The sequence below is a fragment of the Streptomyces sp. NPDC028298 genome, assembly GCF_055565895.1.
Genome location: NZ_JBVHTL010000001.1, coordinates 915,537 through 928,708, shown reverse-complemented (window position 1 = coordinate 928,708; position 13,172 = coordinate 915,537). Strand labels below are relative to the sequence as shown.

6 protein-coding genes are annotated in these 13,172 nt (G+C 74.4%); 4 read left to right on the top strand and 2 right to left on the bottom strand.

The features are described from left to right. Positions 1-188 precede the first annotated feature (188 nt). Positions 189-7,832, bottom strand: a complete 7,644-nt coding sequence (locus tag ACZ4TO_RS04185; protein WP_468023366.1) for an SDR family NAD(P)-dependent oxidoreductase — start codon at positions 7,830-7,832, stop codon at positions 189-191. A gap of 644 nt (positions 7,833-8,476) precedes the next feature. Here ACZ4TO_RS04185 and panD point away from each other — a divergent pair. The 4 genes from panD (at position 8,477) to ACZ4TO_RS04165 (ending at position 11,121) form a co-directional block, all read left to right on the top strand. Continuing rightward, entirely contained in the window at positions 8,477-8,902 is a 426-nt protein-coding gene (panD, locus tag ACZ4TO_RS04180; protein ID WP_355767909.1) for an aspartate 1-decarboxylase, read from the top strand. Positions 8,903-8,971: 69 nt separating this feature from the next. Beyond that, positions 8,972-9,316: a GNAT family N-acetyltransferase gene (locus ACZ4TO_RS04175; protein ID WP_382779135.1), complete on the top strand. Its 345-nt coding sequence runs from the start codon at positions 8,972-8,974 to the stop codon at positions 9,314-9,316. A 209-nt stretch (positions 9,317-9,525) separates the two neighbouring features. Next, positions 9,526-10,161 carry an aspartate/glutamate racemase family protein gene (locus tag ACZ4TO_RS04170; RefSeq protein ID WP_468023779.1) on the top strand — a complete coding sequence of 212 codons (636 nt, stop codon included), beginning with the start codon at positions 9,526-9,528 and terminating at the stop codon, positions 10,159-10,161. Between the two features lie 735 nt (positions 10,162-10,896). Next, a complete protein-coding gene (locus tag ACZ4TO_RS04165) occupies positions 10,897-11,121 on the top strand; it encodes a hypothetical protein (protein ID WP_382779137.1) in 225 nt (74 codons plus the stop codon). Between the two features lie 227 nt (positions 11,122-11,348). Here ACZ4TO_RS04165 and gndA read toward each other — a convergent pair whose 3' ends face one another. After that, positions 11,349-12,788 (bottom strand): NADP-dependent phosphogluconate dehydrogenase, encoded by a 1,440-nt coding sequence (gndA, locus tag ACZ4TO_RS04160; protein ID WP_468023365.1) that lies wholly within the window; start codon positions 12,786-12,788, stop codon positions 11,349-11,351. Positions 12,789-13,172: the final 384 nt, after the last annotated feature.

The window sequence follows — 13,172 nt, the reverse complement described above, 5'->3', positions numbered from 1 at the left end:
CCGATCCCTCGCCGTGCTCGCGGCACTCGTCGCACTTGCCGCGTCGGCCGTACTCGGCGTCCCGTCCCTGGCCGCACCTGCTACTTCGGCCGCACTCGCCATCCGGTCCCTCGCCGCACTTGCTGCGTGGGCCACACTCGCCGTCCGGTCCCTCGCCGCGTCTGCCGCGGGACCCGTCACCGAACCCCTCACCAGCCCGAGGCTGTGTAGACGACGGAGGTGGTCGACGGGTCGCCCCAGGCGAGTTCACGCAGCAGGGCCGCGGTGCCTTCCTCGGGGTCGATCAGGCCGATGCCCCGGCGGCCGTAGGCGCGGGCCAGCTCCGGTTTGACCATGCCGCCGTGCCGGGCGGCGGGCGCCCAGGGCCCCCAGTGCACGGTCAGCGCCCGGTGCCCGGTGCGCGCGGCCCAGGCCGAACCGAGGGTCTGGAGCGCGTCGTTCGCCGCCGCGTAGTCCGCCTGGCCCCGGTTGCCGAGGACGCCCGAGATGCTGCCGAACAGCACGGTGAACGCCGGTCCGTCGGGCAGTTCCTCCAGCGCGGTGAGCAGGGCGTCGGCGCCGGTCGCCTTCGTGCCGTAGACCCGTTGGAAGGACTCGGGGGTCTTCTCGGCGATGATCCGGTCCTCGATCACCCCGGCCGCGTAGACGACACCGTCGAGGCGGCCGTGCTCGGCGTGGATGTCCTTCACCGCCTGGAGCACCGCGTCCGGCTCCCGGAAGTCGACACAGCGGTAGCGGACCTCGCTTCCGAGCGCCCTGAGTTCCGTGAGTGTCGTGGCGATCTCCCGCTGGGCGAGGAGGAGTTCGGCGGCCTGGTTGATCGCCGCGGGTGTCGTCCCGCCGCGCGCGGCGAGCGCCGCGCGCAGTGCGGCCGAGGTATGCGCGGCGGCCGTGTCCGGGTCCTCCGGGCCGTCCGGCGCCGGTGTCCTGCCGAGGAGTTCGAGCCGGCAGCGTCCGGCGGCGGCGAGGGCCGCGGCGCACTGTGCGGTGATGCCGCGTGCCCCGCCGGCCAGCAGGACCACCGCGTCCCGGTCCAGGCCGAGCGCGGCGGCCTCGGCGGCACCGGCACCGGCCGGGCCCGCTCCGGTGCCGCCGAGGATCCCCAGCGGTGACTCGACCAGCTCCAGGCCGAACCGGCCCTCCGGGCGGCGCAGGACGAGCGGGGCGAGGTCGGACGTGCCCAGCTCGTCGACCAGCGCGTCCGCGAGCAGCAGCCTGTCCGCGACGGTCAGCGTGTCCGAGACGGCCGACGTGGTCACCACCTCCACCGTCCGCGCGACCGTCGACGGGTACTCGCGCGCCACCGTGCGGAAGAAGCCGCGCAGCCCCGCTGCCGCCGTGTTCGGCGCACCTCTGCCCACCGCCCGCAGGGCCAGCAGCCGGGTCGGTGCCATGGCGAGGGCGGCCTTCAGGACGGGGAACGCGTCCGGCAGCACCGGCGCGCCACCCGTGACGAGGTACACGACCCCGTCCACCCGTCCGTCCTCCCGCGTGAGCAGATGCTCCCGTTCGTGTACGACGACGTCGGCGCCGTACGAGGCGAGCCGGGCGCCGATCTCGGGGGCGTCGCCGAGGACGGCCCACCGCGTCCCGGACAGGAGGGCCGCCGGATCCGCGGCGCCGCCCTCCGGCCCGAGGGGCACCGACCGCAGCACATACCGCTTGGGCGCTTCGCCGCTCACCGTCGCGGCGTTCAGCTCGTCGCCGACCACCGCGTCGCCGCTCGCCGCATCGCCGTTCGGAGCTTGGCTGTTCACGGCTTCGCCGTTCGCCGCGCATACGGCCTCGACCGTGCCGGACGCCGCCGATGTCAACGACGCCTCGAACGCCTCGGCGGACTCGGCGGACTCTCCGGGCTCGGTGGCCGCGGGGGCCTCAGCCGGGTCGGCGGTGTCGGCCATGTCGGCCGCCGGGATCGTCCCGGCGGCCTCGGCGGCTTCGGCGGGAAGCGCGGCCGGTTCGGCGGCGCCGGAGAGCCGCGCGGTCAGCCAGTCGGTCACCGCGGCGGCGGTCCGTGCCTTCGCCAGATCCTCCAGCTCGGCGTCGTCGAGACCGGTGAGGTCCGCGCCGTCCCCGGCGCCGAGGCGCCGGGCCAGTTCGCCGGCTATCTCGGCCCGTTTGATGGAGTCGATGCTGAGGTCGGCCTCCAGGTCGAGATCGGGCTCGATCATGTCGAGGGGATAGCCGGTTCGCTCGCTGATGATCTCCAGGACCATCTGCTGGACGTCGACGTCCTGAACCGATGCCGACCCGGTGGCGGGTGCCTGGTCGTCCGACGGCCCGGTCGCCCGGGGCGGCGCCGACATCGGTGGTTCCGGCTCCGCCTGGGGCGCGGCGGCGGTCGTCGTGTCCCGCGGTGCCGGCACGGGGACGGGCGCGGGCGGCGCGGCGGTCCGTTCACCGGCCACCGCACCGAGGTAGGTCATCAGCACGTCACGCTGGGCGGCGACCATCTCGCGGCTGGTGCGCAGGAATTCGGTGATCACCGCGTCCTGGGCGTCTTGGCGGTCCTGGTAGTGCGCGCCGTTGCTGCCGTTTCCGGCGTGCAGGTCGTGCACGCCGTTCGTGCCGTGGCGGCCGTCCCGGTCGGACGGGACCGCGTGCGGGGGGTTCGTCGGCACAGTCGTCTCCACGACTCGTCGGGCCGGTGCGAGCGCACCGGGAAGGAGGTCTCCGGCGGCGGTGCGGACCAACTGTCCGTCGACCGTCCAGCCGGGCCGCTTCGGCACAGGCGTGCGCACCGCGTCGACGGCGTCGCGGCCCCGTAACAGCCAGCCGGTCCGCACCGGCAGCCCGGCGACGGCCAGCCGCGCCAGGGCGTCCAGCCAGCCGCGCAGGCCGCTCTCGGGGCGCGGCTCGCAGGCGACCGTCCGGTGCGGCCGGTCGCCGAGGATCTGTCCGACCAGCCCGGTCAGCACGGATCCGGGCCCGGCCTCGACGAAGATCCGCGCGCCCGCCTCGTACATCGCCTCGATCTGCTCGACGAAGCCGACCGGGGCGCCGATCTGCGCGGCGAGTTCGGCCCGTACCGCGTCCGGGTCGGCGGCGTACGGCATCGCGGTGCGGTTGGCCCACACCGGGAACTCCGGGGCGCGCACCGGGCGGGCCGCGAGCGCCTCGGCGAACCGAGCGCCCGCACCGGCGACCAGAGGGCTGTGGAAGGCGCAGGCCGCGGGGATGCGCCGGGCGTCGTACCCGGCCTCGCGCAGCAGACGTACGGTGTCCGTGACGGCGTCGGCCGGGCCGGATATCACCGTCTGGCGGGGCGCGTTGCGGTTGGCGACCACCACCGTGGCCGGGGCCTCCACGGCCCGGAGCGCTCCCGCGACCTCCGCGGCGCCGGCCGTGACCGCGGCCATGGTCCCCGGGTCCGCTCCGCGGTCGGCCCCGGCGGCCGCGAGGATGGCCTTCGCCCGTTCGGAGCTGAGCGCCAGAAGCGTCTCGGGGCTCAGGGCGCCCGCCGCGCTCAGGGCGACCAGTTCGCCGTAGCTGTGCCCGGCGGCCATGTCGGGCCGTACCCCGGCCGTGGTGAGCAGGGCGTGGGCGGCGAGTCCGGTGATGCCGAGGGCGGGCTGTGCGGCCCGGGTGTCGGTGAGCGCCGCCCGCTGCCGGTCGCGTGCGCCGTCGTCGAAGGCGGCGGGCGGGTACAGCCGGCCGGCGTGGTCGGCGCCGAGTTCGAGGTAGTGGCGCAGCTCGGGGAAGGCGACGAACAGGTCGGTGAGCATGCCGGGGCGCTGGCTGCCCTGACCGGGAAAGAGGAAGGCGACCTTGCCTTCGACCGCTTTGCCCTCAGCCGCTCTGCCCTCGCCCGCCTTGCCCTCGGCCGGGTCCTGGGCGCGGTGGGGCCCGTGCGTGGGGCCGTCAGCCGGGTCCTGGGCGCGGTGGGGCCCGTGCGTGGGGCCGTCAGCCGGGTCCTGGGTGAGGTGGGGGCCGTGCGGGGGGCCTTCGGCCGGGTCCTGGGCGAGGCGGACGTCGCGCGCGGGGTCCTCGGCCCGGCTCTGGGCGAGGTGGACGCCGTGCGCGGGATCGTGCTCCCCGGCCAGCGCCTTCCGCAGCCGCCCGACCAGTTCGTCCACGTCCGCGGCCACGACCGCCACCCGCGCCGGATCCGGACAGACGTCGGCCCGGCGGGCCGCGCTCAGCGCCAGGTCGCGCAGCCGCCACGGTCGGCCGTCGGCCTCGGCGGCCACCAGCAGGTCCTCGACGGCCCGGTGGGCCGCCGCCGTGTCCCGGCCCCGGAACACGAACAGTTCGGCGGGCCATTCGTCCAGCGCCTGCGCCGGTGCCACCCCGTCCGCGTACGCGCCGAGCACCACATGGAAGTTGGTGCCGCCGAAGCCGAACGCGCTGACACCGGCGAGGCGTTGACCGGCCGGAGCCGCCCAGGGCCGGGCCCTGATGTGGAAGACGAACGGGCTGCTCGCCTCGTCCCAGGCCGCGTTGGGGTGCTCCAGGTGCAAGGTGGGCGGCCGGACCCCGGTGTACAGCGCCAGGGTCGTCTTGATCAGCCCGGCCAGCCCGGCGGCACACTTGGTGTGTCCTATCTGCGACTTGACCGAACCGAGCGCGCAGCTCCCCGGCTCGGCCCCGGCCTGGCCGAACACCTCGCCCAGGACGGTCAGTTCGGTGCGGTCGCCGACCACGGTCCCGGTTCCGTGCGCCTCCACCAGCCCGACGTCCGCCGGTGACACCCCCGCGTTGCGGTAGGCCCGCTCCAGCGCCGAGCGCTGCCCCTCGGGGCGGGGCGCGGTCAGACCCAGGGAGCGGCCGTCGCTGGAACTGCCGAGGCCCTTGATCACGCCGTAGATCCGGTCGCCGTCCCGCTCGGCGTCCGCGAGCCGCTTCAGGACGACGCAGGCGACGCCCTCGCCGAGCGCGATGCCGTCCGCCGAGCCGTCGAAGGAGCGGGAGCGCCCGGTGGGGGAGAGCGCGTGCACCGAGGAGAACAGGACGTAGTCGTTGATGCCGTTGTGCAGGTCGGCGCCGCCGCACAGCACCACCTCGCTGGTGCCGCCGACGAGTTCCTTGCACGCGACGTCCACCGCGGCCAGCGAGGAGGCGCAGGCGGCGTCGACGGTGTAGTTGGCGCCGCCGAGGTCCAGCCGGTTGGCGATCCGGCCGGAGATCACGTTGGCGAGCATGCCGGGGAAGGAGTCCTCGGTCAGCCGGGGCAACTGGACGTCGAGGCCCTCGGGGACGCGCCCGTGGTACGACGGGAGAACGGCGCGCAGGGTGGCCGCGTTGGACAGGTCGCTGCCCGCCTCCGCGCCGAACACCACCGACGTACGGGAACGGTCGAACTCCCTTCCCCCGTCGCCGTATCCGGCATCCTCCAGGGCGCGCCGGGCGGCCTCCAGGGACAGTAACTGGACCGGCTCGATGCTGCCGAGCGAGGCCGGCGGGATGCCGTAGCGCAGCGGGTCGAAGGGGATACGGGGCAGGAAGCCGCCCCACTTGGAGGGCACGGCCCCGCTGGAGGAAGCGGCCCGGTCGGAGGGAGCGGCACCGCTGGAGGGGACGGCACCACTGAAGGGGGCGAACCCGTCGGAGGGGGAGCCGCCGTTCGTGGTCGGGGCCCCGTCGGCGCCCGGCCCGTAGTGGACGGCCGGGTCCCAGCGGTCGGGCGGAACCTCACCGACCGCGTCCCGGCCGCCGACGACGTTCGCCCAGAAGGCGGCCAGGTCGGGCGCCTGCGGGAACATGCAGGCCATTCCGACGACAGCGACGTCCAAGGGAGGCGGCGCCACCGGCTCCCGCGTCCCGGCCGCGCCCGGTCGCTCGCCGAGCCGGTCGCGCAGCCCCGCCGCCTGCCGCGTGAGGAAGCCGGCGGCCCCGGAGGTCACCGACTCGTGCAGCGCCGCGAGGGTCGTGGTGGCCGAGCGCAGTACGGCCACCTCCCCGGCCATGAACATGCCGTCGGTGAGCTGGCGCGCCTCGCCGACCGACCTGAGCGCCCCGCCGCCGTCCCGTTCCACCCCCTTGCTCGCGAGCCGCAGCCGCCCGACGTTGAGCTGCTCCAGTTCCTCCCAGATCCGCCGGTCGGCCACGCCCGCGGACCGCAGCCGCCCCTCGTGCGCGCGGTACCCCTCGGTGAACGAGCTCGGCACGCAGCGGGTGGCGTGGCCGGGCGCGGTCTCCAGGAGGGTGGTCCGCTCGGCGGCCCGCACCTGGCGCTGGAAGAGCGGCTGGATCGCGCCGCGCGCGACCGCCTCCTCGGTGAACAGGTACGCGGTGCCCATGAGGACCCCGACGGCGGCCCCGCGAGCGGTCAGCGGGGCCGCGAGCGCCGCGACCATCGCCGCCGAGCGCTCGTCGTGGACACCGCCGGCGAAGAACACCTCCAGCGCCTCCGCCGTGTCCCCGCCGTACCCGTCTCCTGCACCCTCGCCGCCGCCCTTGCCCTTCCTGCCGCCGTTGTCGGCCGTGTCGTCCAAGAAGTCCTCCAGGACAGCGAGTTGCGCCTCCCAGAGCGGGAAACTGCCGCGCGGACCGACGTGTCCGCCGCACTCGGAGCCCTCGAACACGAACCGGCGGGCCCCGGCTTCCAGGAACTGCCGCAGCAGCCCCGGCGAGGGCACGTGCAGGAACGTGCGGATCCCCTCCCGCTCCAGCGCCCGCGCCTGGGAAGGCCGCCCGCCCGCGATGACGGCGTGCGTCGGCCGCAGTTCCCGTACTGCCTCCAACTGAGCGGCACGCATCTCCTCCGGCGCGAAACCGAGCACGCCGACGCCCCAGGGCCGCCCGGCCACGGCGGCCCGGGTCTCGGTCAGCATCGCCCGGGCGCGCGTGCCGTCCGCCAGTGCCAGTGCGAGAAAGGGCAGGGCGCCGTCCTCGGCGACCGCCGCCGCGAACTCGGCGCGGTCACTGACCCGGGTCATGGGTCCCTGGGCGACGGGCAGTCGGGTGCCGAGCGCCCGGCCCATCGCGGAGCCCATGCCCAGTGCTGCGGCGGCCGTGTCGTCGCGCACGACGTCGCGCACCGCGTCCGTCAGAGCGCGCACCGTCCGGCGCACGTCCCCCCAGCGCTCCGCGAACCGGGCGGCGAGGAAGCCGTCCTGACCCACCGGCAGCAACTGGGTACGAGGATCCTGGGCGCCCAGTGCCGCCGCCACCGTCTCCGGGTCGTCCCGCTCGACGCGTGGTGCGTCCGGGCCCCGCCGCAGCAGCACCCGGTGACCGGCCAGCACGGTCGTCTCCGAGCCGTCCAGGGACCGCAGTTGTGCCGCGGCCGCCTCGGGGAGAGAGGACTCGGCGAGCAGCGCGAGCTGGCTGTCCAGCACCACCCCGGCGGCCCCGCCGGCCATCGCGGCGGCGGCCGTCCGGGGGCCGATGCCGCCACAGGCCCAGACGGGGAGCGTCATGTCGGGCGCTGTGAGCAGCCGCTGGAGCAGGACGAAGGTGCTCAACTCCCCGATCCGGCCGCCGCATTCGCTGCCGCGGGCGATCAGTCCGTACGCTCCTGCGAGCACCGCGGCCCGCGCCTCGTCGAGGTCCCTCACCTCCACCAGCACACGGTGGTCGGCGGTCAGGTCACCGGTCCGCCAGGGCGCGTCGACCGCGAGGACCACCGTGTCCGGCCGGCCGGCGTCACCGGTCCCCGGCGCGAGGTCGTCGGGGTCCAGGCGGCAGCGGGCGCCGATCCGCACCCCGAACAGGCCCGGTGCCAGGCGGCGCAGGCGTTCCAGGGCGTCACGGGATCTTCGGTCCCCGTCGCCCAGGTCGAGAACGCCGAGCCCACCGGCCCGGCACACCGCCGCGGCCAAGTGGGCGTCGGGTTCGCCGAACGGGGTGATGCCGATGATCATGTCCTCGGAACGCACAGCAGACGTCATGATTCTCCGAATCAAGCTGAGACTGCATGGTGGGGGATGCGGTACGACAACGATGGCGGCACGTCGGATTCCAGCGGGACCTGCGGAAACCCCGGGAACACCGTTCAATAAAGCCTGCTCGAAACGCGTTGAAAGGTAGCCCTGTTGTTACTGGCTGGTCAATGTTGAACCAGTGGGGCGCTGTACGGACGCATCGATTCGGTCAATCGTGGACGCCGGAAGGGGTGCCGGGAATCGGAGCAATTCCTTGATGGTGGCGTCTCGTTCACTCACTTCACACATCATCGAAACGCCAATAGGTGAATGAGGAACTTTCTCGGGTGCGGCATGTCCGAATCGGGTCGCATTTCCCCGCGGGCGGCGGACCCGGGAAAATTCCATGTGTCGATCTTGAAGTGACCGGGAAAGGCGTGTGCCGGTTGCCGCCGCCACTTGTCGTTCGCCTGATCCCTTCCTGGGGATACGGCCGGGAGAGTGCCGGACGGGGGGCGCGCTCAGGCTCGAGGCCGGGATCGCCGGGGAGCCTGAGGGGGGCTGAGGGGGGGGCTTGAGGGGGCTGTCCGGAATGGGGAGTCGCGGTAACCTGTGCGCGACGCCCTTGACCTGCAAAGGCAGGCAGGGAGCAGACGATTCGGGAGTTCCTCGTGCTTCGTACCATGTTCAAGTCCAAGATCCACCGTGCCACGGTCACCCAGGCCGACCTGCACTACGTCGGATCCGTCACCATCGACGCCGATCTGCTCGACGCCGCCGATCTGCTGCCCGGCGAGCTCGTCCACATCGTCGACATCACGAACGGCGCCCGTCTGGAGACGTACGTCATCGAGGGGGAGCGCGGCTCCGGTGTCGTCGGGATCAACGGAGCGGCGGCCCACCTCGTGCACCCCGGCGACCTGGTGATCATCATCAGTTACGCTCAGGTGACCGACGCGGAGGCGCGGGCGCTGCGGCCGGCGGTCGTGCACGTGGACCGCGACAACAGGATCGTGTCCCTCGGCGCCGACCCGTCCGAGCCGGTACCGGGCTCGGACCAGGAGCGCAGCCCGCAGGCCGTGCCCGTCACCGTCTGAGGGGCGGCGCGGCGGCATCGCAGGACGCAGGACCGAAGGACCCCAGGACTCAGGACCCGAGGAGTGCCCGTGAGCGACATCGAGATCCGCGACGACCGGCCGGCCGGCCGCCTCGAGGCGTTCGCCGGGGGCCAAGTGGTCGGGCACATCGAGTACTTCGTCCTGGAGGAGCCCGCGCGGGCCCTCGTCCCGGTGCACACCATCGTGGAACCGGAGCACGAGGGCCGGGGCATCGCCGGCTCCCTCGCCCGCGAGCTGTACGGCATCGCCGCCCGTGAGGGTGTCGTCGTGGCGCCGCTCTGCCCGTACGTCGTGAAGTGGGCCGCCCGGCACCCCGAGGAGGCTCCGGCGGCCGACCCGGCGCTGCTGGAGGCCGCGATGGAGTGGCTCGCGGCACACCCCGGCCGCTTCTGATGACTCCGGCCCCGGTCCGGCCCTCGCCACAGGTCCAGGTCCAGCCCTCGACGCAGGCGCCGGTCGAGCTCTCGGCGCAGGTGCAGGTCCAGCCCTCGGCGCAGGACCCGGTCCGGCCCTCGGCGCAGAGCCAGGTCCGGTCCCGGGTCCAGGCCTCTGAACCGGCGCCCACTGCAGCCCCGGCTCACCCCGGCCTCGGGCCCCTCGCCCTGCTGCACACGTCACCGGCTCACATCCCCGTCTTCGACGCCCTGCGCGACGCGGACCATCCGGGTCTGGAGCTGCGGCACCTCGTCGACGAGGAACTGCTCGCCAGGGCCCGTCGCGAGGGGCCCGAAGCGGTGGCCGACGAGGTCCGGGCGCAGCTGGCCGACGCCGTCGCCGACGGGGCCCCCGTCGTCCTGTGCACCTGCTCGACCATCGGCGCGATCGCCGAGCGGACGGACGTCGGCGTGCCCGTGCTCCGCGTGGACCGTCCGATGGCCGCCGCCGCGGTGGCCAAGGGCTCCCGGGTCGTCGTCCTCGCGACCGTGGCCAACACCTTCGAACCGACCGTCGCCCTGGTCGAGGAGGAGGCCCGCCGGGCGGATCGTCCCGTCGAGGCCCGGACGGCCCTCGTCGAGGGCGCGTGGGCGCTGTTCGAGGCGGGTGACTCGGAGGGCTGCGCCCGCGTGGTGGCCGAAGCCGCCGACGCGGTCGCCGACGCCGACGCGATCGTCCTCGCGCAGGCGTCCATGACCGCGGCCGAGGGGCTCACCACGACCGCGGTGCCGGTGCTGTCGAGCCCCCGCCTCGGGCTCGCCGCAGCGGCTGACGCGGTCCGCCGGGTGCGCGCGGCCGGGTAGGGGCGAGAGCGGCGCCGAGCGGGGCGCCGCCGCGCCGGGTGGTGCCGATCGTGCACTCGGGTCCGGTCCGGTCCGAGTCCCGTCCATGCGGGGCCATCTCGGTCGGTCCTCGGCGTCCCCGGACCTCCGTGGCCGTCGTCGCGCCCCGGCTTGGGCCGTCCAGGCGGCCTTCCCCGCGCGACGGGGTGAGTGGGCGCTCGGGCGCTGGGTACGCGGGAGACACGTCCAGAGGGCCGATGTACCGACTGGCTGGAGGACCGCCATGACACAGCCGTATCCCGACCCCGTGCCGCCGGCACCCACGCCCGGACCGAGCCCCGAACCCCCGGGGCCGTCACCCTTCCCGGACCCGGTGCCGACCCCGGGCGGCCCCGATCCCGTACCGGGACCGACCCCGGGCGGCCCCGACCCCGTACCGGCGCCGAAGCCCGGACCGCCCCCCGTGCCGAAACCCGGCCCCCCGCCGGGGCCGAACCCGGGCGGGCCCGATCCCGCACCGGGGCCCGAGCCCGTACCCTCCCCGTCCCCGATCCCGAAGCCGCCGGGCCCCGATCCGGTGCCGGAACCCCAGCCCGGGCCGGGGCCGCTGACCTGACGCACCCAGCCGGCCGGCCCTGGTGACTGGCGTGCCCGTCCCCAGTCGGCCGACCGGCCCGGAGCACCGGTGGGCCCGCACCAGCGGGCCCACCGGCCCCGGTCACCGCGGTGCCGGACGATGTCAATACACTCCCGCGCGTGAACGACATACGGTGCACGCAGTGCGGTCATGTTGGGCTGGAGCCGGGGTTCGTCGAGGACTCCGGACAGGGCGCTCGCGGGTTCGCGCGGTGGGTCGAGGGCGCGCTTCAGCGGGGCCCGCTGGGCGGTGCCAGACTGATGGGCCGACCGCGCTGGCAGATCGACGCGTTCCGCTGTCCCAACTGCGCCCACCTGGAACTCTTCGCGGGCCAGCGCAGCTAGCCTCGCCCGGCCGCGCCGGGGCCGACACCCACGCCCGCAGGATCCCGGGTATCCATGCCCGCAGGAACCCGGGCATCCAGGCCCGCAAGCCCGCCACCCCGACCTCGAACGCGCCGAAGCCGTCACGCCCCCCTTCCGGGAACCTTCCGGGAAACTTCCGGGAACGTGACGGCTTTCGGACGAGCGGGCGGGACCGGGGCGCCCGGTGACAGCCCGCGGGGCGACCGCTACGCCTCGACCTCCGACCGGTCGCCGCCCCACAGCGTGTGGAACGACCCCTCGCGGTCCGTCCGGCGGTACGTGTGCGCTCCGAAGAAGTCCCGCTGCCCCTGGGTGAGCGCGGCCGGCAGTCGCTCGGCGCGCAGGGCGTCGTAGTAGGCGAGGGCCGCCGAGAAGCCGGGAGTGGGCACGCCCTGGCGGGTCGCGGCGACGACGACCTCGCGCCAGTCGTCCTGCGCCGCTCCGATCTCCTGGGCGAACGTCTCGTCCGACAGCAGGCTCGGCAGGTCCGGCCGGGCGTCGTACGCGGCGCGGATACGGTCCAGGAAGGCCGCCCGGATGATGCAGCCGCCGCGCCAGATCGAGGCGACCGAACCGAGGTCGATGTTCCAGTCGTACTCGTCGCTGCCCGCGGTGATCTCGTGGAAGCCCTGGGTGTACGACACGATCTTCGACGCGTACAGCGCCTGCTCCACCCGGTCCGCGAAGGCCGCGGCCTCGGACTCGTCGAGCTTGCGCGCCGTCGGACCGGCGAGGTCGCGCGAGGCCTCGCGCAGCGCGGCGTGTCCGGACAGCGAGCGGGCGAAGACCGCCTCGGCGATGCCCGACACCGGCACGCCCAGGTCCAGCGCGATCTGCACGGTCCAGCGGCCGGTGCCCTTCTGCTCGGCCCGGTCCTGGACGACGTCCACGAACGGCTTGCCCGTCGTCGCGTCCACGTGCGACAGGACCTCGGCGGTGATCTCGATCAGGTACGAGTCGAGCCGGCCGGTGTTCCACGTGCGGAAGATGTCCGCGATCTGGGCGGGGGAGTACCCGGCCACGTCACGCAGGAGCTGGTAGGCCTCGCCGATGAGCTGCATGTCGGCGTACTCGATGCCGTTGTGGACCATCTTCACGAAGTGCCCGGCGCCGTCGGGACCCACGTGCGTGACGCACGGCGACCCGTCGGCGGCCTTCGCGGAGATCTTCTCCAGCATCGGACCGAGCGAGGCGTACGACTCGACCGAGCCGCCCGGCATGATGCTCGGCCCGTTCAGCGCGCCCTCCTCGCCGCCGGACACGCCCGTGCCGACGAAGTGGATGCCCTGCTCGCGCAGCGCGCGTTCACGGCGCCGGGTGTCCGCGAAATGCGCGTTGCCACCGTCGATGATCATGTCGCCGGGCTCCAGGAGCGGGGCGAACTCCTGGATCACCGCGTCCGTCGGCTCACCCGCCTTCACCATGATCACCAGGCGCCGGGGCCGCTCCAGGGCCGCAACGAACTCCTTCGCCGTCTCGGCCGCCACGAACGTGCCCTCGTGGCCGAACTCCTCCACCAGCGCGTCCGTCTTCGCCGACGTGCGGTTGTGCACGGCGACCGCGTATCCGTTGCGTGCGAAGTTGCGGGCGAGGTTGCGCCCCATGACCGCGAGACCCGTGACGCCGATCTGGGCTGAAGTGCTCATCCGGTTGGCTCCTAAGAAGTGCGGTAAGTCCGTCGGCCGACAGGGAGGACGCCTCGGCGCCGATGACGCCGGTCCTGCCCGTCCGTGCCGCTCGCCAGTATTGCCCCAGCCCATCCTGACGTGTCGGAGGTGTCCACGCAGGGGAACGTCCCGGCGCCGCGAGGGCGGATTTCGGACACTCTGTGCCGACGTGACCGCGCGCGACGGGCCGATCCGGCGGTCCGTACGCGGTCCCGGCTCGCGCGCGGCCGGGCCCGAGGGAAGAGCCGGACACCCGTCGCGGGACACGGGAACCCGACGTCGGCGGGCCATGGAGTGGCGGGCGGGGCACCCCGGCCCCGGGCGGCCCCGGTCACTCACCGTGGTGCGGGCGCCCGGTCCCGC